At 47.5% G+C, this 24,706-nt stretch carries 27 protein-coding genes and 1 riboswitch; of the genes, 24 read left to right on the top strand and 3 right to left on the bottom strand.

All coding sequences use genetic code 11. The features are described from left to right. Positions 1-71: 71 nt before the first annotated feature. Positions 72-923, bottom strand: coding sequence for a DUF975 family protein (locus tag ACR6HW_RS01965; RefSeq protein ID WP_455729494.1), 852 nt, complete (start codon positions 921-923; stop codon positions 72-74). Between the two features lie 357 nt (positions 924-1,280). Here ACR6HW_RS01965 and ACR6HW_RS01960 point away from each other — a divergent pair, with 357 nt between their 5' ends. From ACR6HW_RS01960 to ACR6HW_RS01880, 17 genes are all read left to right on the top strand, one after another. Further along, positions 1,281-2,156, top strand: coding sequence for a branched-chain amino acid ABC transporter permease (locus tag ACR6HW_RS01960; RefSeq protein ID WP_455729493.1), 876 nt, complete (start codon positions 1,281-1,283; stop codon positions 2,154-2,156). 8 nt (positions 2,157-2,164) lie between these two features. Further along, positions 2,165-3,151: a branched-chain amino acid ABC transporter permease gene (locus ACR6HW_RS01955; RefSeq protein WP_455729492.1), complete on the top strand. Its 987-nt coding sequence runs from the start codon at positions 2,165-2,167 to the stop codon at positions 3,149-3,151. Beyond that, positions 3,148-3,954 (top strand): ABC transporter ATP-binding protein, encoded by an 807-nt coding sequence (locus ACR6HW_RS01950; RefSeq protein ID WP_455729491.1) that lies wholly within the window; start codon positions 3,148-3,150, stop codon positions 3,952-3,954. Before ACR6HW_RS01955 ends, ACR6HW_RS01950 begins: the two co-directional genes overlap by 4 nt. After that, complete coding sequence (locus ACR6HW_RS01945; protein WP_455729490.1) at positions 3,941-4,669, top strand: ABC transporter ATP-binding protein; 729 nt, start codon at positions 3,941-3,943, stop codon at positions 4,667-4,669. The genes ACR6HW_RS01950 and ACR6HW_RS01945 overlap by 14 nt, the downstream gene beginning before the upstream one ends. Before the next feature lie 60 nt (positions 4,670-4,729). After that, positions 4,730-5,944 carry an ABC transporter substrate-binding protein gene (locus ACR6HW_RS01940; protein ID WP_455729489.1) on the top strand — a complete coding sequence of 405 codons (1,215 nt, stop codon included), beginning with the start codon at positions 4,730-4,732 and terminating at the stop codon, positions 5,942-5,944. Between the two features lie 23 nt (positions 5,945-5,967). After that, positions 5,968-6,855 carry an intracellular short-chain-length polyhydroxyalkanoate depolymerase gene (phaZ, locus tag ACR6HW_RS01935; RefSeq protein WP_455729488.1) on the top strand — a complete coding sequence of 296 codons (888 nt, stop codon included), beginning with the start codon at positions 5,968-5,970 and terminating at the stop codon, positions 6,853-6,855. Position 6,856: 1 nt separating this feature from the next. Further along, on the top strand, positions 6,857-7,678 hold the full coding sequence (locus ACR6HW_RS01930; RefSeq protein ID WP_455729487.1) for an alpha/beta fold hydrolase: 822 nt from the start codon (positions 6,857-6,859) through the stop codon (positions 7,676-7,678). Positions 7,679-7,849: 171 nt separating this feature from the next. Further along, positions 7,850-9,283, top strand: coding sequence for a sigma-54 interaction domain-containing protein (locus ACR6HW_RS01925; RefSeq protein WP_455729486.1), 1,434 nt, complete (start codon positions 7,850-7,852; stop codon positions 9,281-9,283). 248 nt (positions 9,284-9,531) lie between these two features. Further along, entirely contained in the window at positions 9,532-10,572 is a 1,041-nt protein-coding gene (locus tag ACR6HW_RS01920; RefSeq protein WP_455729485.1) for a 3-oxoacyl-ACP synthase, read from the top strand. After that, positions 10,565-11,878: an acetyl-CoA hydrolase/transferase family protein gene (locus ACR6HW_RS01915; RefSeq protein WP_455729484.1), complete on the top strand. Its 1,314-nt coding sequence runs from the start codon at positions 10,565-10,567 to the stop codon at positions 11,876-11,878. Before ACR6HW_RS01920 ends, ACR6HW_RS01915 begins: the two co-directional genes overlap by 8 nt. A 12-nt stretch (positions 11,879-11,890) precedes the next feature. Next, a complete protein-coding gene (locus tag ACR6HW_RS01910; protein WP_455729483.1) occupies positions 11,891-12,307 on the top strand; it encodes a MaoC family dehydratase in 417 nt (138 codons plus the stop codon). 22 nt (positions 12,308-12,329) lie between these two features. Further along, the gene (locus ACR6HW_RS01905) at positions 12,330-13,049 is read left to right on the top strand and encodes a beta-ketoacyl-ACP reductase (protein WP_455729482.1); all 720 of its coding nucleotides are present in this window, start codon (positions 12,330-12,332) and stop codon (positions 13,047-13,049) included. After that, complete coding sequence (locus ACR6HW_RS01900; protein WP_455729481.1) at positions 13,046-14,227, top strand: acetyl-CoA C-acetyltransferase; 1,182 nt, start codon at positions 13,046-13,048, stop codon at positions 14,225-14,227. The genes ACR6HW_RS01905 and ACR6HW_RS01900 overlap by 4 nt, the downstream gene beginning before the upstream one ends. A 420-nt stretch (positions 14,228-14,647) precedes the next feature. Continuing rightward, a riboswitch (cyclic di-AMP (ydaO/yuaA leader) is annotated at positions 14,648-14,776 on the top strand. A gap of 286 nt (positions 14,777-15,062) precedes the next feature. Continuing rightward, complete coding sequence (locus tag ACR6HW_RS01895) at positions 15,063-15,422, top strand: tetratricopeptide repeat protein (protein WP_455729480.1); 360 nt, start codon at positions 15,063-15,065, stop codon at positions 15,420-15,422. Continuing rightward, positions 15,412-15,852: an NAD-binding protein gene (locus tag ACR6HW_RS01890; RefSeq protein WP_455729479.1), complete on the top strand. Its 441-nt coding sequence runs from the start codon at positions 15,412-15,414 to the stop codon at positions 15,850-15,852. Before ACR6HW_RS01895 ends, ACR6HW_RS01890 begins: the two co-directional genes overlap by 11 nt. Then, positions 15,837-16,499, top strand: a complete 663-nt coding sequence (locus ACR6HW_RS01885) for a potassium channel family protein (protein ID WP_455729478.1) — start codon at positions 15,837-15,839, stop codon at positions 16,497-16,499. Before ACR6HW_RS01890 ends, ACR6HW_RS01885 begins: the two co-directional genes overlap by 16 nt. 1 nt (position 16,500) lies before the next feature. Further along, positions 16,501-17,949 (top strand): TrkH family potassium uptake protein, encoded by a 1,449-nt coding sequence (locus ACR6HW_RS01880; protein ID WP_455729477.1) that lies wholly within the window; start codon positions 16,501-16,503, stop codon positions 17,947-17,949. Between the two features lie 21 nt (positions 17,950-17,970). Here ACR6HW_RS01880 and ACR6HW_RS01875 read toward each other — a convergent pair whose 3' ends face one another. After that, positions 17,971-18,381: a GNAT family N-acetyltransferase gene (locus ACR6HW_RS01875; RefSeq protein WP_455729476.1), complete on the bottom strand. Its 411-nt coding sequence runs from the start codon at positions 18,379-18,381 to the stop codon at positions 17,971-17,973. 23 nt (positions 18,382-18,404) lie between these two features. Beyond that, positions 18,405-19,382, bottom strand: coding sequence for a Rieske 2Fe-2S domain-containing protein (locus ACR6HW_RS01870; protein WP_455729475.1), 978 nt, complete (start codon positions 19,380-19,382; stop codon positions 18,405-18,407). Between the two features lie 103 nt (positions 19,383-19,485). Here ACR6HW_RS01870 and ACR6HW_RS01865 point away from each other — a divergent pair, with 103 nt between their 5' ends. The 7 genes from ACR6HW_RS01865 (at position 19,486) to ACR6HW_RS01835 (ending at position 24,698) form a co-directional block, all read left to right on the top strand. Next, positions 19,486-19,761 carry a hypothetical protein gene (locus ACR6HW_RS01865; protein WP_455729474.1) on the top strand — a complete coding sequence of 92 codons (276 nt, stop codon included), beginning with the start codon at positions 19,486-19,488 and terminating at the stop codon, positions 19,759-19,761. Positions 19,762-19,768: 7 nt separating this feature from the next. After that, positions 19,769-20,788: a LacI family DNA-binding transcriptional regulator gene (locus ACR6HW_RS01860; protein ID WP_455729473.1), complete on the top strand. Its 1,020-nt coding sequence runs from the start codon at positions 19,769-19,771 to the stop codon at positions 20,786-20,788. 74 nt (positions 20,789-20,862) lie between these two features. After that, positions 20,863-21,777 (top strand): ribokinase, encoded by a 915-nt coding sequence (locus ACR6HW_RS01855; protein WP_455729472.1) that lies wholly within the window; start codon positions 20,863-20,865, stop codon positions 21,775-21,777. 82 nt (positions 21,778-21,859) lie between these two features. Beyond that, positions 21,860-22,198: a ribonuclease G gene (locus ACR6HW_RS01850; protein WP_455729471.1), complete on the top strand. Its 339-nt coding sequence runs from the start codon at positions 21,860-21,862 to the stop codon at positions 22,196-22,198. Between the two features lie 160 nt (positions 22,199-22,358). Then, on the top strand, positions 22,359-23,099 hold the full coding sequence (locus ACR6HW_RS01845) for a helix-turn-helix domain-containing protein (RefSeq protein WP_455729470.1): 741 nt from the start codon (positions 22,359-22,361) through the stop codon (positions 23,097-23,099). Further along, positions 23,096-24,148, top strand: coding sequence for an alpha/beta hydrolase family protein (locus ACR6HW_RS01840; RefSeq protein ID WP_455729469.1), 1,053 nt, complete (start codon positions 23,096-23,098; stop codon positions 24,146-24,148). The genes ACR6HW_RS01845 and ACR6HW_RS01840 overlap by 4 nt, the downstream gene beginning before the upstream one ends. Then, on the top strand, positions 24,111-24,698 hold the full coding sequence (locus tag ACR6HW_RS01835; protein ID WP_455729468.1) for a GNAT family N-acetyltransferase: 588 nt from the start codon (positions 24,111-24,113) through the stop codon (positions 24,696-24,698). The genes ACR6HW_RS01840 and ACR6HW_RS01835 overlap by 38 nt, the downstream gene beginning before the upstream one ends. Positions 24,699-24,706: the final 8 nt, after the last annotated feature.

Genomic DNA, 24,706 nt, shown 5'->3' with positions numbered 1-24,706 from the left:
TGTTCAATCTTGATGCCACATTAAAAGGAGACCCATTGGGTCTCCTTTTAATGTGGTTAAATTGTGGGCGCTTATTCGAAAGCATACCAATCGTCTTCTGAATCGTCGAAGGCAGCCACTTCCATGTTGAGCTCTGAATGGGTACAGAGTTTTCTAGAAAGGGCAGAATTTCTCAAGCTCGTATAGAGTTGCGCTTGAGTGGCATCGTAGTATGGGTGAACAAAGAGGGTACCGATGCCGAGGAGAAGTGCGCCCAAAAGGTACCAGCCGATAAACGACAGGTCGAGGACGAACATATCCCATTTTTCGCCGTCAGTCATTTCTTTGCTCAGTTCAATAGCGCGCATCGCTGACATCTCTGGATTTTGAGCCATAATATACGGCACAAAGCGGTAAGCGTAGGACTTGATAATCCCCGGAATAATCAGCAACAACGTCCAGGCAATGATAAACACGCTCCTCAAAAATAGTGTCTTAACGACGTTGAGATAATTTCCAGAACCAAAGACATAGCCTAAATCGCCAAAGCGTTCTTGTTCGTTGTCGATGCCGTTGACGTAAAATCTTCGGCCGCCAACAATCAGTGGATTAAAGACAAATACGCCTAGTGCCAAGGCAATCAAGAGCATGATGATGATTGAGGTCGTTACCAGGGCGATAACGGCACTGTACTTGCCCGGAGAAATACTTCTAAATAATGCTTCTTCATTTAAGTTGCCGGAGAGTCCTTCGTCAATCCAATCGTTTGACGGTTGTGAAACGTATCGATTGATCACTGGGGTGTTGTTCCCAATGTCAAAATTGAACTCAGGTGCTCTTGAATCTGCACCGATTATCGTCAGTATTAAACTGACTGCAAAAGCCAACCAGTAGCGACGGCGCAAAAAGTCTTTTGCGCTTTGCTTTAATTCTTTCCTCATCATAATGTTCGCCTCCAATAAATTGATATTCCCTATTATAGACAGTTTACCATAATTGTGTTTACAAGTGCTTTAAAATTTATAAAAAGTTGCTTAACACGTGTTCAAGAAGTGAACAAGAATGTGTCAACAAAATGAACAAATCCGAAAAATCTTACAACTTATTGTATGCATATGAATACACCAAACGCCATTGTGAACACGCTTGTTTATAGAAATTTAACATTTGGCATCGTTATTGCGTATAACATTGCCATCAAAACGATATTTTGATAGAAGCGTCGACAAAGAGAGGTGGTGACAGTAGGGTAGGCAACATACGGCGTTTCTCCATTATTCTATGAAAGTTGAGGTGTCCTTGTGAGCACATTTTTACAAGTTATACTCCGTAGCTTAGAAACGGGGAGCATTTACGCATTGGCGTCATTGGGGATTATCATTGTCATGCGTACCTCTAACATCACGAACTTTTCCCAAGGGGTCGTCGCGATGTTCAACACCTTTGTGGTGACATTTCTTTTTAGAAGTTTAAATTTGCCGCTGCCACTTGCCATATTTGGCGGTATCGTCAGCGCCATACTCATCGGCTTTCTAATTGACTTCGTGGTCATTAGACGTACGAAAAAAGTTGCACCGGTGGCGAAGCAAATCATCACACTGGGGCTGGTTATGATTATCCTCGGGATAACCCCATTGTTTTTCGGTGTCGATCCGTTGAACTTACCGAGGCTCATTAACTCTAATAACATCTCGCTGTTTGGGGCGAGCATTTCGTACAACGGCCTGTTCAACATCGCCTTTGGTATGGTTGTTATGGCAGCGCTTTTCTATACGCTTCAAAAGACAAAAGTGGGTCTCGCCGTTAGAGCCACTGCGTCAAATGAACACACAGCGCGACTTATGGGGGTGCCGACGAGTAAAGTCACTCTAGGTGCTTGGGCCGTTGCAGGGGTGCTCGGCGTTATCTCAGGGGTTATGGCGGCGCCGATGACATCGGTCAGTCTCAACCTTATGGACGAAATACAAGTTAACGCACTTGTCGCAGTTGTTTTAGGCGGTTTTCAAACTTTCTACGGTCCGGTACTTGCGGCTTATATTATCGGTATCGTTCGCAACCTGTTGCTCTTTTATGTGTCTTCAGTATGGGGCGGCCAAATTCTGTATTTGCTGATTCTCGGTTTCCTGGTCTTTAGACCGTATGGGCTCATCGGCAAAAAAATCGTAAAGAAAGTTTAGGTGACCACATGAAACTTAAAAATCCGTACAGTCAATTTATTCTTCTGGGCATTTTGCTGGCACTTGTGCCGACCTTGGCATCGCTTGGAATCATTAAAGTTGGTATGATTACTACACTCGGCGGCACATTTATCTTTGCCATCGCGGCCTTGGGCCTCAATATTTTGTTGGGTTTTTCAGGCTTGATTTCACTGGGGACAGCAGGCTTTATGGGGCTTGCGGCGTATACGTCTGCGTATCTGACGATGAACTTGAACCTGCCTTTTGAAGTGGCTTTTATTGGCGCAATAGTGCTTTCAACTGTCATCGGCGTTCTCGTAGGCCTCGTCTCTTTGCGCATAGAGGGCATATACCTCGCCATTGCCACTTTAGCAGTGGGAGAAATTTTAAGAAAGACTTTTGAAGAGTTCGATTTCTTTACCAATGGCTTTAGCGGTAAGACCGCTGAATACCCTACATTATTCGGTTTTTTAGAACTTAACCGCACCACGATGTATTACTTTATCGTCTTTACGATGATTGTCATTATGATCTTAACGTACAACATGATGAAGGGGAAACTCGGCCGTGCGCTCAACGCCATGCGGGGCAGTGAAGCGGCGTCACAGGCCATGGGCGTCAGCTTGTTAAAGCACCGCCTCATCGCTTTCGCGCTAGCGACAATTTACGCCAGTGTCGCCGGTGTCCTTTACGTTCACTTTATCAAGTACGCGTATCCGACGACTTGGAATCTTCAGCTGTCCTTAAATTTCCTCGCGATGATTGTCATCGGCGGTCTACGGTCTATATATGGTACTTTACTGGGGGCATTTATTGTCTTCGCCGTGCCGGATTTGTTTTTAAAGCAAATACCGTATCTCGATCAGCTGTCTTATGTGCTCAACGGGCTCCTAATTATACTGGTGATTATTTTCTACCCGAGCGGTTTGATTCACGCGGGCCACGACATCAAAGCCAAAATTAAAAAATGGACCAAAGGGGGCGACCAATCGTGAAACGTTCAAAAATTTTAGATATCCAAGGGCTTTCTATTGCCTTTGGCGGCTTAAAAGCTGTCGACAACTTATCGTTTTCTATTAACGAAAACGAAATATACGGTCTGATTGGCCCCAACGGCGCCGGAAAGACCACTGCCTTCAACTGTATTACGCAGTTCTATAAAGCAGACAGCGGCGTCGTCTATTTTAGAAATAGACAAGACGAGCAAATTAACTTAATGTCGTACAAAGTACACGATATCATCAGGCAAGGCCTTGTGAGAACATTTCAAAACGTCGAACTCATACACGAGTTGAGCATCGTCGATAACGTGCTCATCGGCGCACATGCCGACATTAAGGCCACTATAGCTGCACAGGCGTTTAAATTACCTTCTGCGGTAAGGGAAGAGCGTGCAATGCGGGCAAAGGCTATGGAAATCCTCACATCACTTGGTATTGAAGACCGCGCTGAGGCCCTTGTGGCAGGACAGCCATACGGTATTTTAAAGAAAGTCGAGCTGGCTCGAACATTAATAGGAAACCCCAAACTCATTATCTTAGACGAGCCGGCAGCTGGGCTGAACGATACAGAGACGTTGGAGCTCGCTGCGAGAATCCGTATGATACGCGACACCTACAACTGCTCAATTCTACTGGTCGAGCACGACATGCGCCTCGTGATGGACGTCTGTGACAGAATTTGCGCGATTTCGTTTGGAAAAAAGCTTGCAGAAGGGACACCGGACGAAATTAAAAAGAACGCAGCTGTGCAAGAGGCGTATTTAGGAATGGAGGTGACTGAAGATGGCCACAAATAAAACCGCTTTATCGGTGGAGCAACTGTGCATCTCCTATGGGGCTGTTGAAGCGCTCAAGGGCATTGACATCTGCGTTGGTGAAGGACAAATCGTGGCCTTGCTCGGTGCCAACGGTGCCGGCAAGACATCGACCCTAAAGGCATTATCTGGTCTCGTGTCAGCGGCTTCAGGCAAGATAAAGTTTTATGGCGAAGACATCACCGCATGCCCGCCGGAGAAAATAGCCGGACTCGGCATAGCACAGTCCCCTGAAGGCCGCCAAGTCTTCAAAAGCTTTACTGTGGAAGAGAATTTAAAAATCGGTGCGTTTACCGTATCTGACAAAAAGAAGGTCGCTAAAAATCTGGAAGAAGTCTATCGCTATTTTCCGGTACTGAAAGAACGGAAAACGCAGATGGCGTCTACGCTCTCAGGTGGCGAACAGCAGATGTTGGCCATTGGTAGAGCGCTGATGAGCAGTCCAAAGGTGTTGCTTCTCGACGAACCCTCTCTCGGGCTGGCGCCACTTATTGTAAAAGACATTTTGAACATTGTTAAAGAGATCAAAGCTTCTGGTACGACTGTTGTCATCGTCGAGCAAAATGCGGCTCAAACACTTCAAATAGCGGATTACGCTTATGTTCTTGAAGTGGGACGCATTAAGATGCATGGCAAGGCCAGTGATTTAAAAGACGACCCGACGCTTATCGAGGCCTACCTCGGCGCGTCCCATTAACCGGTATAAACGGCGACAGCCGTTTGTATATAAAAAAAGAACCCAATTAGGAGGCTTGAAATGAAACGAATTCTAGCGTTATTGATGGTAGCGACACTGCTCTTTACAGTGGTAGGATGCGGTGCTGAAGGTGAAAGTGCCGGCGACTGGGCACAGGGGATAAGCGATACAGAGATTATCGTGGCCAACAGCGCGGCGACTTCAGGTGCATTTGCGCCAGTAGGGGTACCATTTAATGCAGGTATTGAAGCGTATTTTAACATGATTAATGAAGAAGGTGGTATTCAAGGTCGCAATCTCGTCTTTAAGCACGTTGATGACGAGTTCGACCCGGTAAAAGGAAAAGCGGCGCTTTCGAGCTTTGTTGAAGACGAAAAAGTCTTTGCCATCGTGGGTCACTTTGGAACGCCGGTTGTTGCGGCGACACTTGAAGATTTAAAATCTTACGGTATTCCGTCAGTGTATTTCGCAACGGGTATCGGTCAACTCTACTCTGAAAATGCGGCTGAAGATGGTCGAAACATCTTCCCTGTTCAACCGATTTACAGAACAGAGGGACAAATTATGGTAGCCCGTGGTGTAGGTGACTTCGGCGCTAAAAAAATCGGTGTCATCTACACCAACGACGACGCCGGTAGAGACATCCTCTGGGGTGCAGAGCAAATGGCGGAAGAACTCGGTGTCGACATTGTGAAACAACAGGTTGCTCCGGGAGCGACAGACGTTTCTTCAGCAGTTACAAGCATTAAGTCAGAAGAGGTCGACTTTATTATCGGTGCCGCAATCCAAGCGACCATTCCAACCATTATCAAAGAGCTCGCTGCACAAAATGTAGGTGTTGATGTCATCACAACGTATGTCAACGTTTCACCGACTATTGCCGAGGCCTTTGTAGGCGAAGTAGCAGGTCAGTTCGATGTCTACGGCAACGGCTGGGTATCGTTTGAAGGCGACCGCGCCAAGGCACTTGAAACATTTGCACAGTACACACCGGAGTACGCAGACAACGTCTTTGCCATGACGGGCTGGATCGCAGCACATTTCTTTGTAGAAGGCCTCAAGCGCGTCGACGGCGAAATTACTTGGGAAAACTACATGGACGCCCTTGAATCGGCACCGATTGAAAACCCATTTGGTGGTATAATAGACTTTGGTGGCGGCCAACGCGTCGGTACGCAAGAGATGAACCTTTCTAAAGTCGATATGGAAAATCCAAGTGGTGCTTGGGTAGAGTTTAAAGCGCTTCAAAGCATCGATTCTATCCTCAACAAGTAGATTAGGAAAGTGAGGCGTTACGTATGGAAAACTTTGAACTGAAAAAAATGCAGGTAGGCGACGAAATCATCGCCTACCGCGAAGGCGGCCGAGGAGCGCGTACGCTGTTACTCGTCCACGGTAATATGTCGTCGTCGTTTTTCTTCGGAGACGTCATGACTGCACTTGAAGAAGAGTTTAAAATTTACGCATTGGATTTACGAGGGTTCGGACACTCATCGTATGAAGGGCGTTTTGATTCCTTAAAAACGCTGAGTGAAGACTTAGAAATCTTCGTAGACACGCTGAGACTAAAAGACATTGAGCTCTTGGGGTGGTCTACAGGCGGCGGCATTATCATGCACTTTGCAGCAGACAACCCGGAACTGGTCAAGCGCTTGATTCTACTCGACAGCGTCGGCATCACCGGCTACCCGCTCTTTAAGAAAGACGCCAACGGTCAGCCGATTGTGACGGAACTCTTAACCGAGAAAGAGGAAATTGCCAAAGACCCTGTACAGGTAGCACCGGTACTCGACGCCATCGAAAGAGGCGATAAGAGTTTTTACAGGTCGTTGTGGGACATGGCGATATTCAATGCGGGCAACAAGCCGGATGCAGCCACTTACGACCGCATGTTAGATGAGATGTTGCTCCAGCGGAATCTCGTCGACATCGACTACGCGTTGACGCGTTTTAACATTTCGCACACGCATAACGGCTACACTGAGGGCAGTGGCGACATCGACAAAATCAAATGTCCGGTGAGCATTGTTCAAGGTGCAGACGACATCGTCGTGCCGATGGCCATGGCAGAAGGCATCCATGAAGCACTGGGTGATCGCGGAACTTTGCACGTTTTGCCAAACTGTGGTCACGACCCAATGGTCGATCAACTTTCAAAAGTACTGGAAATCATAAGGGAAGGGTAATATGTCTAAAGCAGTAGTAAACGGCAACGCCGTACATTACGAGGTCTACGGTTCAGGTGATAAAACCCTGCTCGTTCTCAACGGTATTATGATGAGCACCAAGAGCTGGTTACCGTTTATCCCCTTTTTGGAAAAGCGGTTACGCGTCGTACTAATGGACTTTTTCGACCAAGGTCAGTCGGCTTATTTGAACGACTCTTACACGCAGGCCATTCAGGTGGAAGCCGTCGTTTCTGTATTGGACGCACTGGCAATTGAGAGGACTTCAGTACTGGGCATTTCTTATGGGGGCGAAGTCGCCATGCATTTGGCTGAACATCACAGCACCCGAATTGACCGACTGATACTGGCCAACACCACCGCGTACACCAACGATCAACTAAAGGCCATCGGCGACAACTGGGTAGATGCTGCCAGAACACATGACGGCAAGCGGTTCTTTAAAGCGACTATCCCACCGATTTACTCTTGGGGGTTTTACGAAGCCAACAAGACGTGGCTTCGAGAACGCGAAGCGCTCTTTGCCGAGGCTTTTGACGCCAAGTGGTACGAAGGATTCATCCGTCTGGTAGAAAGTGCCGAGACGCACGATGCAAGAGCGGCACTTTCAAATTTTAAAATGCCTGTTCTCGTCATAGGGGCTGAAGAAGACATCATCACGCCGGTTGCTTTTCAAAAAGCGCTTTACGAGGCCATCCCGAAGGCGACTTATTTGGTACTACCGGATTGCGGACACGCTTCCATGTACGAACAACCCCATGCTTTTACCGCTGCAGTGCTCGGTTTTTTGGAAGCAGGTGGCGCAGACTTCAACATCGTCTAAAGGCCTTTTTAAAAGAAATGACATTAAGATGTTGTGGTTTTGTTAAAAGCACTATATAATTTAGATAGACTAATATTTATGCGCCACTGCGCATAAATGACTGCAAAACATTAGGCAATTGCATGAAGCACCTTTTCATACAATTGCCTCTCTTTATAAAGGGGGGATGGTATGAGTTTTTACGAAGGTCAAAAAGACGCTTTAAGCGACGATACGTTTATAACCCGGCTGCATCAAATTTTCGACCCAATTTCTGTGCCGTTTATTATCGTCAACAAGCGTTCAGAAGTGGTGATGATCAACGAGGCATTTGCGCATTATCTCGAACTTCCGAGAGAGGCGATTATCGGTCGATGTGTAAAAGAAATCGATCCCAACACGCGTTTTCCCTATGTCATTAAAAGCAAACAACCGGAAATAGCGTACAAACACAAATTTTCCAACGGTCAAACGGGGATTGTACACCGTATCCCGGTGCTCGACGACAGAGGTGAAGTGGTGTATGGCTTCGGCATGGTGGTCTTTGACAACTTAAAGGCTTTGAAGGAAGTGCTTGAAAAGAACAAACTTTTAGAAGGCAAGTTGTCCATGTACAAAGATGAGCTTAAGAACATCAGAGGTGCCAAGTACTCTTGGGAGACCATCGTCGGCAACTCCACTGCGATGCAAGAGGTCAAGCGCATGGCGGCGCGATCGGCAAAAACGTCTTCCAATGTCCTGATTATCGGAGAAAGCGGTACGGGAAAAGAATTGTTTGCCCATGCTATACACAACGATAGCCCCAATGCCGATGGTCCATTTGTAAAAATTAATTGTGCTGCCATCCCCAAAGACCTTTTGGAATCAGAGCTCTTCGGGTACGAAGAGGGCGCTTTTACAGGGGCGAAGAAACAGGGGAAAATAGGGAAGTTTGAACTCGCCTCAGGCGGGACGATTTTCTTAGATGAGATCGGCGATATGCCGCTTGAAATGCAGGTTAAAATACTGAGGGTCCTTCAGGAAAAAGAAATTGAACGCATTGGGGGAACCAAGACCATTCCAGTGGATTGTCGCATTATCGCCGCTACCAACAAAGACTTAAAAAAAGCTGTGAACGACCACTCATTTAGGGAAGATCTTTATTACAGACTCAATGTTATTAACATAGAAGTTCCCCCGTTGCGCTCTAGGAAAGACGATATTGAGCGCTTGACGTTTAAGCTTATGGACAAACTCTCCAAGCAACTTGGGCGATTTGTCAGCAACATCACCGTGGAAGCCCTCGAGTGCTTTAAGGCCTACAACTGGCCCGGCAACATTAGAGAACTCGAAAACATCATCGAACGCGCCATTAATCTCACCGACGGCGAGACCATTGAAATTCAGCACTTGCCGCATTATCTCATCGTACAGAAGCCCATTGAAATCGTTGAAAAAACGGCTGTTAAGCCCGTTATTACAAGTTTGAAAGACGCTGTTGAAGAAGTTGAAAAAAGTACGATACTCAATTGCTTGAAAGCGGTTCAAAACAACAAACTCAAAGCGGCAAAACTCCTCGGAATCAGCCGCACAAGTCTCTATGAAAAAATTGAAAAATACAATTTACAGGCGTTGTTACACGGATAGACGCCGTAACCTGTTTGTCTATAGCGCCTAGGGGTGAGCAACCGCCTAGGCGTTTTTTCGTCGATTGATGGTCGCCATGCTCTTTAGCGTACTGAACACTGTACACTTTCTTTGTAGGATAAGTGTACAGTGTCTTTTTTTTGGACAGCTCAAAGCCCTGAAATGTGGGAAAACAGCGTAAAAAACTTGGCATCGATTTTGCGTTTCTATAGGGCAAAGGAACTTAATCAAACTGATGGAGGCATGACATGGAAAAAAGACGTGTGGGCATCGTTGGAACGGGCATTTATTTACCGGAACAACGCATGACAGCAAAGGCGATTTCAGAAGCGACAGCAGGTCACTGGACTGAAGAAGCTGTTGTTGAAAAACTTGGTATACGAGAAAAGCCCCTGCCGGGTACAGAGGACGGCACTCAGGAAATGGCCGTCAAGGCGGCGCTCAACTGTCTCGAAGCAACTGGGGTGGATCCGATGACTATAGACGTGGTGTTGTGTATGGGTGAAGAATGGAAAGAGTATCCGCTCACCACTTCCGCAATTTACATTCAAGAAAAAATCGGTGCGTTAAACGCTTGGGGCATCGACGTACAAAACCGCTGTTGTACCACGGTATCTGCGATGAAAATTGCCAAGGACATGTTGGTGGCAGATGAAAGCATCGACACGATTCTCATCTGCGGCGGCTACCGAAACGGCGACTTTGTCGACTATACCGACCCCAATATGAGCATGATGTTCAACTTGGGCGCCGGAGCCGGAGCACTTATTTTGAAAGCCGATCACGATGAAAACCTTCTTTTGGAATCGCATATTATGTCCGACGGCAGTATGGCGCGCGATGCCGGCGTGGAAATCGGCGGCACGGCAAACCCCATTACGAAAGACAATCTAGACGAGGCGTATAAGTCCCTTAGACTGATGGCGCCGAAACATATGAAAGACCGTCTAAACGACGTGTCGATGAAAAACTGGATGCACTGTATCGACAAGGCTTTTGAAAAGTCCGGTGTGTCTAAAGATGAACTCGATTACTTGGCAGTACTGCATTTTAAGTACTCTATGCATAAATTAATGTTGGAACTCTTAGGGCTTTCAGAAACACAGAGTATCTACTTGAGCGACTACGGTCACATAGGTCAAGTGGACCAAATTTTGTCGATTCACCTTGCTGCTCAACAAGGAAAGTTAAAAGACGGGTCGATTGTGGCCATGATCGCAGCCGGCATAGGCTACGCATGGGCTGCCAATGTAATACGCTGGGGGAAAGGGGGTAAGCGCGATGCTTAAAACCGTTCAGAACAAAACGATATCTGTAGAAGATGCCATTGGGCGCATTCAGTCTGGAGACCATGTGGTTTTTGGCCTTGCTGCAGCAGAGCCCAAAGCCATATTGTCAGATTTACACACGCAAGCAGATCGCCTAAAAGATGTGTCGGTCATTACTTGCTTGCCAATGGGCGCCTATGAATTCTTCACCAATCCCCATTACAAGACGTCGTTTTTAATGGAAGGCTGGTTCTACAGTGGCGCCATGCGTAAATGCCACAAGGACGGCACCGTAACGTTTATCCCTAATCATCTCCATCTCTCAGCGGCTAAGCGGATGGCTTACCACGTGCCCGAAGTGTACATCGGGAACTGTAGCCCAGTGGATGCACACGGGTACGTTTCGCTAGGCATCAGCAATGTGTATGAAAAAGATATTTTGAAAAGGGCTCAGACCGTTATTTTAGAAATCAACCCCAATGTGCCGAGGACTTTTGGCGACACACAAGTCCACGTTTCTCAGGTCGACTACTTCGTCAACACCGATTACGCCTTGCCGGAGTTGCCTACTGCGCCGACTGGAGAAAAAGACGCTTTAATCGGCGCCTATATTGCAGAGCGCATCGAAGACGGCTCGACGATACAACTCGGTATCGGCGGCATTCCAAATGCCGTGGCCAAAGCGCTAGAAGACAAACGCGATTTGGGTATTCACACGGAGATGTTCACCGAGGGGATGATTGACCTTTATCACGCTGGGGCACTTTCCGGTCAATACAAAACACTGCACAAAGAAAAAATGGTCTGTGCGTTTGCACTGGGCACCAAGCGTCTTTACGATTTTATCGATGACAACGTCGGCGTAGAAATTTTAAGAGGCCGCTATGTCAACGACCCGTACGTTATCGGTCAGAACGACCGAATGGTGTCCATCAATACTTCTGTTGAAATCGACCTCACAGGACAATGCTGTTCTGAATCCATAGGTGTACGCCAAATCAGTGGAACCGGTGGACAGGCCGATACGGCAATCGGTGCGCAACGCGCTAAAAACGGCAAGTCTTTTATTGCACTCTATTCCACTGCGGAGGTGAAAGACCCGGTTTCAGGGGAACGCGTGCGAAAATCGAAGATTGTGCCGACGCTCACTGAAGGGGCGGCGGTGTCGCTTTCTCGCAACGACGTCGACTTTGTGGTCACTGAATACGGCGTCGCGGAACTGAGAGGCACCAGTATACGCGAGCGCGTTAAGCGCTTAATTAAAATAGCACATCCGGATTTCAGAGCTGAACTCGAAGAAAAGGCGGCCGAACTTAAACTATGGTAGAGAGGTGAAGAGATGAAAGGCAAAACCATCGAACAAATTCAAGTTGGCGACAGCGCCACTTTTCAAAAGACGATTACAGAAACCGACGTCTATTTGTACGCCGGGATTACAGGGGATATCAACCCCGCTCACATTAACGCCGTAGAGGCGTCGCAATCGCGTTTTAAGGGCAGAATTGCACATGGCATGCTCACAGCGGGACTCGTCTCCGCTGTTTTAGGGGTACAACTCCCGGGTCCGGGGACGATCTATCTGGGTCAAGAACTGAAGTTCACGGCACCGGTTTACTTTGGCGACACGCTTGAAGCCAAAGTCACTGTCATCGAACGCGATGTGGAAAAAAACAAGCTCAAGTTAGAAACCATCTGTACCAATCAAGAGGATACAGTTGTTTTAAAAGGCGTTGCTACGGTAATGCCTCCTAAATAGAAGAAAGAGAGAGGAATAAGCGATGAGAGTAAAAGACAAAGTAGCGATTGTTACAGGCGGTGCACAGGGAATTGGCAAATCTATAGCCTTCAGACTTGCGGAAGAAGGCGCTAAGGTTATTTGCCTCGATTTGTCGCCACTACCTTATGTACAAGAAAACATTGTCGGTGTAGAGGGCAACGTACTCGACAGAAGTTTTTTAGAGTCTTTTGTTGCAGAGACCATTCAAACGTACGGTTCTATTGACATCCTCGTCAACAATGCGGGGATTACAAGAGATGCGTTAATTAATAAGATGACAGAGGACATGTGGGACCTCGTTATCGACATCAACTTAAAAGGTGTCTTTAATTTGACTCAGCTGGTCGGCCCTCAGATGATGACACAGGGCAGTGGCTCTATTGTAAACATCGCTTCTGTAGTCGGCGAGTACGGCAATGTCGGGCAAACCAATTACGCGGCGACCAAAGCAGGGGTTATCGGCATGGCGAAGACATGGGCCAAAGAGTTCGCTAGAAAAGGCGCGGCGGTAAGGGTCAATGCGGTAGCACCGGGGTATGTGAACACCGATATGATGAAGACTGTACCGGATAAAGTTCTCGATCCGATTAAAGCCAAGACCATGCTCGGGCGTTTAGGTGAGCCTGAAGAAATTGCCAATGCAGTGCTGTTCCTCGCCAGCGATGAGGCGTCGTTTGTAACAGGACACACGCTATCGGTTAACGGAGGGCTTAGACTATGAGAAAAGTCGTCATCGCTTCGGCAGTTAGAACCCCTATTGGTGCTTTTGGCGGCCAATTTGTAAAAGTGGGCGCTGTAGAACTCGGGGTCGTTGCGGCAAAAGCGGCTATTGAGCGCGCGAAAATAACCCCCGAGATGGTGGAAGAAGTCTATATCGGCAACGTCCTCAGTGCGGGGCTCGGTCAAAATACGGCGAGACAAGTGGCTGTGGGTGCAGGTATTCCAGTTGAGCGCCCTGCTATGGCACTTAACATTCTCTGCGGCTCCGGCCTCCGTGCTGTGAGCCTCGCTTATCAGCTGATTAAAAGTGGCGAGGCAGAGGTGTTGCTTTGCGGCGGAACTGAAAATATGTCAATGGCGCCATATCTCAGCGACAGCCAGCGCTTCGGCAGTAAGATGGGCCCGGTGACGCTAAACGACCACATGATTGTCGACGGCTTGACAGATGCTTTCGGCGGCTATCACATGGGGATAACGGCGGAGAACTTGGCTGAGAAACACGCCCTTGACAGGGCGCGACAAGATGCTTTTGCTCTGGAAAGTCAGCATAAAGCAGAAAAGGCACAAGCTGAAGGCCTGTTTAAGGCAGAGATTGTACCAGTGCCTGTCAAAGGGCGAAAGGGTGCGGTGACGCTGGTTGAACACGACGAATACATTCGAAAAGGACTCGAGTTGTCTCAACTGGAGAAACTGAGACCGGCGTTCAAAAAAGACGGCACTGTAACCGCTGGGAATGCTTCGGGCATTAATGACGGCGCGGCAATGCTCGTTTTGATGAGTGAAGAGAAAGCCAAAGCTGTGGGGGCTCCGATTCTTGCGGAAATTGTCGAGCACGCTACAGCAGGTGTCGACCCGTCGATTATGGGTTATGGGCCTGTACCGGCGACTCAAAAAGCGCTTGAAAAGTCCGGGTGGACGGTTGACGATCTCGAGCTGATTGAAGCAAATGAAGCGTTTGCGGCTCAAGCGCTCGCCGTTTCCGACGCCCTGGAGTTTCCCGCTGAAAAGGTCAATGTCAACGGCGGTGCCATCGCCTTGGGTCATCCCATTGGTGCAAGTGGCGCGCGTATATTGACCACTTTAATCCACGAGATGGTTCGACGAGACGCAAAGAAGGGGCTGGCCACTTTGTGTATCGGTGGCGGTATGGGAACCAGCTTGTTAATCGAGCGCAAATAATTTAATGAAAAAAAGACAGATGCGAAGGCGTGCATCTGTCTTTTTTTTTTAATCTTTTGGGGACGGTTCTTTTGTGCCTGAATCTACTAAATATTTACATATTATACAGCATCCAAATGCCTTTAAAGCCGGTAAAACTATGTTTTGGCATGTCGTGACTCAGATCCTTCGGAGCGTAGAAGTGCGTGTCTCTTTTACATGCAAATAGCGGTTGCCGTCAGTGGGAGGATTCGCCTAAAAGTGTGCTTTTGTCGGCTCTTCGGGGCTACAAAATAGCAAAAACGGCACAAAAGAACCGTCCCCAAAAGTCGCCTTGCACTTTTATTTTGAAAGAATAGTTGTTAAGGAAGTCTTAAAGAGCGATTAAAAAAGAAAAAGGCCATTGACTTGCGCTGTCTTTGACGTATAATGAGTTTTAATTTCATCACGTCGCTGAATTCTTATGAAGCGGGGGAACCAATTTATTGGGGCGAATTTTCTATATGAAATAGGACAACTCTTTCTGTCCGAGCCCGTCAGCTAACCTCGTAAGCGTTGAAGGAGATCCTACTGAAGGCCTGCTTGGCCTTTGGCGTTTTTAGACACAAGCTTTGAGCTCAAAAATTTCTCACTAGTAATTAGCATGAGAAGTCGCCGGCGAAAAGCGGTTTAAGACTGTGGGTATCCACAGTCTTTTTTTGACGGCAAAATTGCAACTAAAATCTTTTTCAACGAGTGATTAATGGAAAAAGAGAGACGTTGTCGTCAAGCGACAAAGCAGGCCAAAAGAAAGAGTGCATGTTGCGTATGCAGAGCGATTTCAGAAGGAAAATTTATAGTTTAGGGAGGACTGTGTATGAAAATTTTAGTGGTTGACGACGAAGGAACAACAAAAGTATTTTTGGAAAAACCATCGCTGGATTACGCCGAGTGTGCCAAATTGGCGCGGCAGTGTTTGATAGCGAAGCAACTGAGTGAGGCAGAGTACTACATCAAAGAAGCCCAGAAACTGGCTGTGGATTCACCGGAACCGCAAAACTTGCTAGGGGTGCTCTATGAACTCACTGATAATCTTATTGAGGCCCAAGCCCATTACCGTGCGGCATTGGCACTTGATCCGACCTATCGGCCCGCGGATAACAACCTCGCTCGTACAACATTGACGGCGCGCTATAGAAAAGATATGGACTTAGGAGGTAATCACCATGAAGCATAATTCTCCATACACTGTAATTATTGGATGCGGAAGATTGGGAGCGCATTTGGCCGAACGCTGTGAAGAGGTCAAGGCATTGGGCGTTGCCGTCGTTGATAAAGACAATGTAGCGCTGAGTCGTTTGCCTAAGCCTTTTGGGGGCTTTTCTATTGTGGGTGATGCCAGAGAGTATGAGGTTCTTAAAACCCTAGACATCCACTTGGCCAATAGGGTATTTGTCGTAACAGATGACGATAATGTCAACCTTATGATTGCACAAATGATACGAGAACAACACGGTGCAATTGACGTACTGATTCGCTTGAAAGACCCGGCAAAGCAAGTACTTTGTAAGAAATTGAAGATTGAAGTGGTATCGGCGACGAGCTTGACAGCTGATGCGATGATTGGCGCTACAGAAAGGAGTGAGGACAGATGCACATTTTTATAATTAACGGTGGTAGAGAAGTCTATTATTTAGCGAGAGGATTTGCAACCGGTAGGCACACGGTCACGGTCATACATGAAAATCAAGAGCTGTGTATCGAACTGTCGAGGTGCTGCAAGGTGACGGCAATCGTGGGGGATGGCTCTATCCCTCACACGCTAGAAGCCGCGGGGATAGAAGATGCCGACGCAGTGATAGCGTTGTCGGATAGGGAATCGGATAACTTGTTCATCGCTCAGTACTGTAGAGAATTGTATGGGATTGAGCGTACCATTGTCACGTGTAACAATCCAGAACACATGCCTCTTTTTGAAGCATTTGGTGTCGAAGCCGTTGTGAGTACTTCTGCGCTTATTTCAGGTCTGATAGGTCAGACGGTGGTTGCGAAGGAAGTCAAAAATGCATTTTCTCTAGGCGGTGGTGCCGTCACCGTAGTGGAAGTCGAAATGACTGCTAAACACGCAATGACAGGGAGGGCGTTACATTCAATTAAATTGCCTAAAGACGCTTTAATCGGTTGTGTGGTAAACGGGTCTGAGGTCCTCGTTCCCGATGGCGATTACAGAGTGCGTGCAGGTGACAGATTAACCATGATTTGTGCCTCTGACTCGAAAGAAAAAGCATTGAAGGTCATAAGGAAGGAGGCGTAAAATGAACGTTAAGAAAGATCGACGCATTCGATTTTGGAACTACATGGGGCGTGTTTGTCTCTTTAACGCCGCTCTGCTGTGGTTGCCTTTAGGTGTGGGGGGTTTCTACCCCCACACGCGGAAAGAGGCGTACGCTTTTATAGGAGCGTCTCTGTTGATCGCTTTAATTGGCGGGCTCGTATTGTTTGCTTTTCGAAGACAAAAACCCGTATCGGCAATGACCTATAGTGAAAGTGGTACAATTGTCGTCTGTGGTTGGGCAGTTACGTGTCTACTGTCGGCGTTGCCCTTTGTGTTCGCCGGACAACTCAATATGACACAAGCGATATTTGAAGCGGTGAGTGGGTGGACGACGACAGGCTTGTCAGTTGTCGATATAGAAGCGACTTCTGAGATGTTTCTGATGTGGCGCAGCTTGATGCAATATTTTGGTGGCGCGGGGATTGCTGTCGTGGCACTGGCAACCGTTATAGGACCGACTGGTAAAAGCTTCTACAGCGCTGAAGGAAGACGCGAGTTGCTCCTGCCAAATGTCTTCCGTTCAGCGAAGGTTATTCTCACCATCTATACTGTATGGATTGCTTTGGGGAGCGCGGTGTATACCGCGTTGGGAATGCCGCTATTCGATACGATTAATCACGCTATTGCCGCACTATCAACAGGTGGTTTTTCCACAAAATCGGAAAGTATCGGCGCCTACAGCAGTGCTTGGATTGAATGGACGACCATTGTACTGATGTTGGCGGGAACAACGCATTTTGCAGCACACTTTCTATTGATTCGCAAGCGGGGGCGTCAGTTTTTAAATCTGACGGAAGTCCGCGTCATGGCGGTTGTATTGACGGCGGCCGTTCCCATCGCAGTGTACAGTTTAGGCGGTTTTTACGACACGTTGAGTAAAACAGTGCGCGTCAGCTTCTTCGAACTGGTCTCTGCTTTGACGACGACAGGATTTTCGACGGTGTCGTATGCGGCTTGGCCGGAACTCTTATGGGGGCTTATGCTGGTGCTCATGCTCATTGGGGGCGGTACGGGATCGACGGCAGGCGGCATTAAACAACTGCGCATTGGCATCGTCGCTAAAGCGGTGTGGCAACATATAAAAGGCACAGAAAAACCGCCATGTGAAATAGCGGTTTCAAAGCCCGAAGGGCGTGTTTACCTCAAGGATCGAGAGGTAAATGACGTCTTTGCCTTTGTGGCACTCTACTGCGCTGTATTTGTATTGGGGAGCGCCGTTATGGTGGCACATGGGTACTCTTTAAAAGCGGCGTTGTTCGAGTACGCTTCGACACTGGGAACCGTCGGATTATCCGTTGGAGTCACCTCTGCTGATGCGCCACTGGGTGTATTGTGGGTACAAATCGTTGGGATGTTCTTAGGGCGTTTGGAACTGATTGTGGTTTTTGTAGCGCTTTCGAAAATGGCATGTCGCCGAAAAAGCGTTTAAGTGCTACGAGGACGTTGTTCGTTAAATGAGCGCATCGCCACTTTGACGGTGGTAATTTCTTATGCACATCCCGCCTGCACGACGCATGTCTAAGCGTTCGTAAAAAGGGGCGACATCGTCGTCGCAAAGCAAATCAATCATATAGAGGTGAGAAAGGCTGTCCAGCATTTTGCGGGTAAGAGCACTTCCGATGCCGTGGCCTTTGTAGTCGGGAAGGACTTCGAGCAGGGGAATGTAGGCGCTGAGCACACCGTCTGAAACGGCGGTAATAAAACCGACGACTTTAGCACCGTCTCGTGCAAGCCAGAGGGCACTGCTGCCCTTCAAGAGTTTTAAGAATGTCGCTGCACTCGGCGGATTCGGCCATCCGTCAAAGAACCCCTCTAGCATAGCCTCTGTTATATTTTCTAATGTATTTTGGTAGTGTATCATAAGCGTTACCTCCTATGGGCTTATTATACCATAGGGCGTTTCATGGCGGCGCGCTTTTTACGGTACTCGATAATGGGCATATCGCCCTGAATCAAGTGCTCATTCATTTTAAGTGCCGTTTTAACCGGACGCTGCGTGAGAACAACACGTCTGTCTTGATGCAGAATAATGCGATTGCTTATGCCGGCACCCCAACCGACAATTTGCCGCAGAATCGGCGCTTTTGCAAATCGTTGGTAGAACCTGAGGTAAATGCGCGTGTTGGTGTCGTCGATTGGTGCAAATGCTGCGACAATGCGCACCTTATCAGAAATACAGTTTTGCCAAAGGTTAGGCATTTGTAGCTGAAGGTGAAAATACTTCTCGTAGTCCGTAATCTCTGAGGCTTTTAAGGGGGATTGCCCCTCGTCTTTGGCGTTGGCCACGTAAAATGTCATGCGGTCTTCGTGCCATTTGATGACGGGACCGTTTACCAAGGTGGCATTCCCTCGCCCAATAGTGGTCTTGTGTACAAAGGGCAAGTGGACGACGTCAAGTTGATTTTCAATAGCACGTGTGTAGTGGACGGGCCAAGTTTCAGAAAAACCGCTGTACACAAAGTCGTGACGAAGGCTTTCAAAAAAAGGAATCTCTGGAAGCGCATCAAGTGGCTGATAGTTGCCGTACCACAGCCATATAAAGCCATACGCTTCGGTTACTTGAAAGGGCTCTACTTGATACAGCGGCGATACCGATGCGTCTTTGCCATTGGCAGGGATTTCTACCACGCGTCCGGTAGCATCGTAACGAAAGCCGTGAAACGGACAGGCCACCGTATCGCCGAGACACTTGCCCTTACTGAGAGCAGCGCCTCTGTGGCAACACCTATCTCGGAGACAGTTGACGCGCCCGTGCGCATCGCGCCAAAAGACGAGTTTTTCTCCAAGTCGTGTCACACCTAAGAGCTTACCGGGTTTAATCTCTTTTGCATCGAGAACGGCATACCATACATTTGGAATCATAACAGCGCTCCTTTCACAGCTTTTTTTTATAGATACCCGCTGCATATACACGAGAATCTATTTTGTGTTACAATAATAGAAAAAGAAGCGTATGGAGGTATGTATGTTTATTTATCTACTTGCGTTCGGCGTGGCAATTGGCTTCGCCGGTGTATACTTAGTCCTGTCCATATCTAGAGATAAAAAACGTATCCGGCGACACTTCATACATAAAGGGTACGAGTCGATTGAGATTGAATGGGCGCCGTTTGGCCCGGGATTTTTAGGCGATTCGGACAATCGCATTTATCACGTGGGGTATACAGAAGAGGGGGTCTATCATTCAAAATACGTGAAGACCAATTTAGGAGCAGCGGTTTATTACACAGATGAAAAGTGAGGCTGAGGTGCAGAAGAAGGTTAGCATAAAAGACATTGCAAAAGAGGCGCAGGTATCGATTACAACGGTTTCTCAAGTGTTAAACGATAAGCCGATTCGAGTGGCGGATGAAACGCGTCGGCGCATTAAAGCCATTGCGGAAAGTATGGGGTATACGCCGAATTTGGTTGCAAAAAGTCTCGTGACAAAGGAAACCAAAACCATTGGGTTAATAATTCCAGATATTGAAAATGCTTATTTTTCAAGTTTGGCTAAAGCTGTTGAAGACGCCGCGAGACAGAAGGGGTACATGGTACTCCTTATGAACACAGATGACAGCCACACCCTCCAGATGAAAGTATTAAAGTTACTCGTCGACAGACAGGTGGATGGCTTACTGCTTACCATGGCCAACGAAAGCTACGAAGCCGAATCACAAGAGCAGCTCAAATCTTTTTTAGAAGCGCTCCCCATCCCGGTAGTTATGGTCGATCGGTATATTGAATCTGCTGCGCTCGATGCGGTGTATTTTGACAACGTCTTAGGTGGGTACATGGCCACGGAGCATTTGATTCAAAAAGGCTATAAACGCATCGCCTGTATCACCGGCCCCCGCGGCACTATGAGTGCCGACGCTCGTCTAGAAGGGTATTTAAAGGCCCTTAATGACAACGGCATCAAGGTACCTGACGAATGGATTCAAACGGGAGACTATCATTTTGAAAGCGGGCGAAAAGCAGCGGCCACATTGATGTCGGGCTTAGAAAAGCCGGAGGCCATTTTCGCCTTTAACGACTTAATGGCCTATGGCGTACTCTCATACCTCGAGGACATTCAAATCTCTAAAATCGGAATCATGGGGTATGATTATGTGTATTTCGTAAAACTGTTGGGCGGAAAACTCGACTCTGTGGCGCAGAACAGCTCCATGCTCGGGCATCACGCGTTTAGCAGGCTACATCAGCGTATGGTGACGAAGGAACAGATGGGTGTTAGCCGTCTGTGTTTAAAACCGACTTTACAAGTGAGTGGAAGTGATGACGAATGAATTGACAAGCCCGCTAAGTCTTGGTATTATCAAATTGATAAAACGTTTTAGCTTTTACCTGTAAAGGAGTTGTTATGGATAAAATTTTGGTATTTGGAAGCGTTAACACGGATCTCGTCATGGTATGTGATCGGGCGCCTGAGCACGGTGAGACTGTAGCGGGGTCGCATTTCTTTAAGAACTTCGGCGGAAAGGGCGCCAATCAAGCTGTTGCCGCTGCAAAGCTGGGTGGCGCTGTAACCTTAATCGGGAGCGTTGGTGCCGATGCTCACGGTGCAGAAGTGCGGACGCATTTAGACGGTTTTGGCGTCGACGTCACTGCCTTAAAAACCGTTGAGACCCATCCCACAGGTGTCGCTATGATTACGAGGACAGGTGCCGAAAATAGAATTATTGTATACGGCGGTGCGAACAATACGGTTACAGCAGACGACTTAAAAAGTTATTTGGAGACGGCTGAGAAAAAGCCCCGTTATTTTGTCGCGCAACTCGAAACGGAGTTTGAGACCACGCTTGAAGCCTTGAAACAGGCAAAACAGGCTGGTATAATGACAATTTTCAACCCTGCACCTGCGAAAAAAATTCCGCAAGAGGCTTATGCGACAATTGATTTACTGGTGGTTAATCAATCGGAAGCAGCGCTGCTAACAGACGTGTATCCAAAAGATACAGCAGGCTGTCAAGCGGTTTACAGCGCGCTTGAAATTCTGGGACTAGGCGCCTTGATAGTGACATTGGGTGCCGAGGGCAGTGTCTACATCGATGCCGAGAGAGAGGTTGTCCAGATGGGAGAAGCTGTCGAGGCAGTGGATACCACCGGCGCAGGAGATGCTTACATCGGCGCTTTGACATACGGTTTGTCCAGTGGCTTATCTATGGAAGCTGCAATGAAACTTGCCACACGTGTATCCGCTTTGGCGGTTACGCGAGAAGGCGCACAAATGGCTATGCCGACATATGAAGAGGTTGGGAATTACTTGAATAAATAGAGATAACAATCTAATTTGGACAAATTGTAATTTGGTGGTATAATGGTATTAGAAGTTTTGGTACAAATCATTGGGAGGTTATATGGCAGATTACACACATGACGGCGTGCCTCAGGAAGTTAAAAAGTGGAATTGGGGCGCATTTATGTTCAATATCTTTTGGGGGATTGGGAATCGTTCTTACTTACCGCTGTTGTGCTTGGTGCCGATATTCAACATCGCTTGGATTTTCGTCTGTGGCTTCAAGGGAAACGAATGGGCGTGGAACAATCGTGAAGCCGACGATTTAGAGACATTTTTGGCGATTCAAAGAACTTGGAATCGAGCAGGATTTGTCTCTTTCATCATCGGTATATCGCTATTTGCAATTCAGATTTTATTTTTACTCGCGACATCATCTTTAATACTATTTAACAGTTAAATCAACTGCCGAAACTTCTACCTCTGTTTTTCGAAGCAGACTATGCGAAAAAGCGTCTCTCTTTATTGAGGACGCTTTTTTACGTTAAAAGATTTGTGCGCAACTGAGGGTTGACATTAGAGTCACTCTAAGGTTTATACTAAGTGTATAGGAGGTGTTTATGCGCAACGCTTTAACTGTAGGTGAAATGGCATCGTTGGTAGGGGTTTCTCCTCATACGGTGCGGTACTACTGCAAAATTGGCCTTTTGTCGTACAAGACGACTGAAAACGGCTACAAAAACTTTGACTACGACGCTGTATTGCAACTTGAAGCTCTTGTGATGCTTCGAGAAAGCGGCGTATCTATTGAGCGGATAAAAGCCCTGTTTAAGGCGTTTTCACGCTCTCATTACAGTGCAATCTTAAAAGCTTCCTACGATAACGCCGTTGCTGAAATTGAGCGGCTAGAGGCTTTAAAAAAGCGGCTCGATGAGTTTCAGAACGCCTTAGCTGTGCCGCTGGAGGTCGCTGTAACAAGACGTTTTGAGCGACGCTATTTCTACGAAGTGCTCAGAGCGCCCCTAGAAGCACATATCTCTTTAAAAAAGCTGTACGACGCCTTTCAAAAGTCACCGTTTAAAGCCCATGCTCTGAGTCGTGATGTGGCGTATCTATTTACCCCAGATGTACAAAAAATCGGGTGTTTGGTAGAAGGGAGTTGCGAAGGCGCCGTTCTGCTCGAAGAAGGGAGCTATGAGATGCTGTCGTTTGCTTTTTCAGAGGAAACACAGGTTGGTGAAAAACTTAAACACTTTTTAAATCCAAGCGGTCAGGAAGTGCTCTTCGTTATAGAGGCAAAGGCGTCTATGCAAATTGAAGAGGGGCTCATTGGAACATTAAGTGTTAGGAGGTCCTTATGAAAAAAGTTCTGTGTGCAGTTGTTGTGCTTATTGTCGTTATGGCAACAGGGTTCTTTCTCTTGCAGTCACCTGACTTTAAAAAAGATAAGACAGGGGCCGTCACGCTTTCTTTTAAGACAGCGCAAGGGACTCTCAAAGGAACCCTTTGGCCTCCAAGTGATGGACCAGTAGTCCTGTTGGTTCATGGGGATGGTGCCGCGGATAGATTTTTAGGGGGTGGTTATTTGCCCTTGATGCATGCGCTGTCAGATGCAGGCATCGGCGTGTTTACTTGGGACAAACCCGGTGTCGGCGAAAGTGAAGGCAACTGGTTAAGCCAATCTATGGCAGACCGCGCAGAAGAGGTAGAAGCGGCGGGTAAAGCTGTTCAAAAGTACTTTGGCGTCAATCAGCCGTTGATGACGATCGGCTTTTCTCAAGCGGGGTGGGTGATTCCGAAACTGGGGCGTTCAAAGGCTGTATTTGATGGGCACGTGGTCATCGGCGGTGCTGTAAATTGGCGTCGCCAAAGTGCGTACTACACGCGGACACGCCTGGTGACAGAAGGCGCTGACGATGCAGCCGTTGCCGAGGGGCTTCGCCAGAACGCCTACGAGATAAATCACTTGTTAAATAAAGAGACGCATTACGCGGTATATGTCGAGAAAACACAGGACGCCAAACCAATGGCGCGCAATCGCTTTGAGTTTGTAAAAAAGAACATAGACAGCGATGTCACAGACGATTTAAAAAAAGTCTCCGTCCCTATGTTGGCACTGTTTGGAGAAGACGATCTTAATGTCGACGCCGGTGAAAGTGCTGCTGTGTACAAACGGTATTTAAAGCCCAATGGGCGCGTGGTACTTGTACCCGAGGCGACACACAGTTTATTGAAGAGTGCACTTTACAACACACAGCTCTCGGAAGATTGGGCGTTAAAAACAGTTCTCTATTGGCAGTTTCAAGGCCGTCGAGCATATGCCGACGGCGTCGTTGAGACGCTGACGGAGTGGCTAAAGGAGGTAGAAAAAAATGTTAGTGAAAAAGGGGATTCCCAACGCACTGATTGAAAACGCATCGACGCTGTACAGCGAGGCCTTTCAACGGAAAGTGGTTAAAATTCTCGGGCCGAAGGAAACGTTTAAAGCGCTGCTTTGCAAGGGCATGGACGGACGACACGCGTTTTACGCTGTTGACGAGGCCGGGCAACTGCTGGGGGTGGCGGGCTTTTACAGTGATAAATCAGCCCTTATTAATATTCAACTGAGGGATTTAATTGGTATTTTAGGTGTGTTCAGGGGGCTGCTTGTCGGTTTTTTTGCCGAAGGTCTCTATAAGAAAAAAGCCGACCACCCTCGACAGTTGTTGATGGACGGCATTGTCGTCGATGTCGATCATCGTGGAAAAGGCGTTGGTAGCGCCTTGTTTGAAAACCTAGTTACTTATGCGGCTTCACAAGATTTTACAGAGATTAAGCTCGAAGTCATCGACGAAAATCCAAAGGCGAAGAAGTTGTACGAGCGTCTGGGGTTTGAGGTCAGGCATCACAAAAAACTGTCTGCTCGTTTGTCGAGACTTATTGGCGTAAGTGGTGTTTACACAATGGTTAAACAAATATGATAATAGAT

The sequence above is a fragment of the Fusibacter sp. JL298sf-3 genome, from assembly GCF_053842995.1.
Note: the sequence above shows the minus strand (reverse complement) of the source record. Positions and strands in the feature narration are given on the sequence as shown.

Excerpts from the sequence above, each read along its gene's own strand:
- ACR6HW_RS01875 (WP_455729476.1), bottom strand. The coding sequence starts at position 18,381 with ATGATACACTACCAAAATACATTAGAAAATATAACAGAGGCTATGCTA.
- phaZ (WP_455729488.1), top strand. The coding sequence starts at position 5,968 with ATGGAAAACTTTGAACTGAAAAAAATGCAGGTAGGCGACGAAATCATC.
- ACR6HW_RS01855 (WP_455729472.1), top strand. The coding sequence starts at position 20,863 with ATGGATAAAATTTTGGTATTTGGAAGCGTTAACACGGATCTCGTCATG.
- ACR6HW_RS01920 (WP_455729485.1), top strand. The coding sequence starts at position 9,532 with ATGGAAAAAAGACGTGTGGGCATCGTTGGAACGGGCATTTATTTACCG.
- ACR6HW_RS01890 (WP_455729479.1), top strand. The coding sequence starts at position 15,412 with ATGAAGCATAATTCTCCATACACTGTAATTATTGGATGCGGAAGATTG.
- ACR6HW_RS01845 (WP_455729470.1), top strand. The coding sequence starts at position 22,359 with ATGCGCAACGCTTTAACTGTAGGTGAAATGGCATCGTTGGTAGGGGTT.
- ACR6HW_RS01905 (WP_455729482.1), top strand. The coding sequence starts at position 12,330 with ATGAGAGTAAAAGACAAAGTAGCGATTGTTACAGGCGGTGCACAGGGA.
- ACR6HW_RS01880 (WP_455729477.1), top strand. The coding sequence starts at position 16,501 with ATGAACGTTAAGAAAGATCGACGCATTCGATTTTGGAACTACATGGGG.
- ACR6HW_RS01910 (WP_455729483.1), top strand. The coding sequence starts at position 11,891 with ATGAAAGGCAAAACCATCGAACAAATTCAAGTTGGCGACAGCGCCACT.
- ACR6HW_RS01940 (WP_455729489.1), top strand. The coding sequence starts at position 4,730 with ATGAAACGAATTCTAGCGTTATTGATGGTAGCGACACTGCTCTTTACA.
- ACR6HW_RS01955 (WP_455729492.1), top strand. The coding sequence starts at position 2,165 with ATGAAACTTAAAAATCCGTACAGTCAATTTATTCTTCTGGGCATTTTG.
- ACR6HW_RS01895 (WP_455729480.1), top strand. The coding sequence starts at position 15,063 with ATGAAAATTTTAGTGGTTGACGACGAAGGAACAACAAAAGTATTTTTG.
- ACR6HW_RS01925 (WP_455729486.1), top strand. The coding sequence starts at position 7,850 with ATGAGTTTTTACGAAGGTCAAAAAGACGCTTTAAGCGACGATACGTTT.
- ACR6HW_RS01965 (WP_455729494.1), bottom strand. The coding sequence starts at position 923 with ATGATGAGGAAAGAATTAAAGCAAAGCGCAAAAGACTTTTTGCGCCGT.
- ACR6HW_RS01915 (WP_455729484.1), top strand. The coding sequence starts at position 10,565 with ATGCTTAAAACCGTTCAGAACAAAACGATATCTGTAGAAGATGCCATT.
- ACR6HW_RS01835 (WP_455729468.1), top strand. The coding sequence starts at position 24,111 with ATGTTAGTGAAAAAGGGGATTCCCAACGCACTGATTGAAAACGCATCG.
- ACR6HW_RS01865 (WP_455729474.1), top strand. The coding sequence starts at position 19,486 with ATGTTTATTTATCTACTTGCGTTCGGCGTGGCAATTGGCTTCGCCGGT.
- ACR6HW_RS01930 (WP_455729487.1), top strand. The coding sequence starts at position 6,857 with ATGTCTAAAGCAGTAGTAAACGGCAACGCCGTACATTACGAGGTCTAC.
- ACR6HW_RS01850 (WP_455729471.1), top strand. The coding sequence starts at position 21,860 with ATGGCAGATTACACACATGACGGCGTGCCTCAGGAAGTTAAAAAGTGG.
- ACR6HW_RS01840 (WP_455729469.1), top strand. The coding sequence starts at position 23,096 with ATGAAAAAAGTTCTGTGTGCAGTTGTTGTGCTTATTGTCGTTATGGCA.
- ACR6HW_RS01900 (WP_455729481.1), top strand. The coding sequence starts at position 13,046 with ATGAGAAAAGTCGTCATCGCTTCGGCAGTTAGAACCCCTATTGGTGCT.
- ACR6HW_RS01885 (WP_455729478.1), top strand. The coding sequence starts at position 15,837 with ATGCACATTTTTATAATTAACGGTGGTAGAGAAGTCTATTATTTAGCG.
- ACR6HW_RS01870 (WP_455729475.1), bottom strand. The coding sequence starts at position 19,382 with ATGATTCCAAATGTATGGTATGCCGTTCTCGATGCAAAAGAGATTAAA.
- ACR6HW_RS01945 (WP_455729490.1), top strand. The coding sequence starts at position 3,941 with ATGGCCACAAATAAAACCGCTTTATCGGTGGAGCAACTGTGCATCTCC.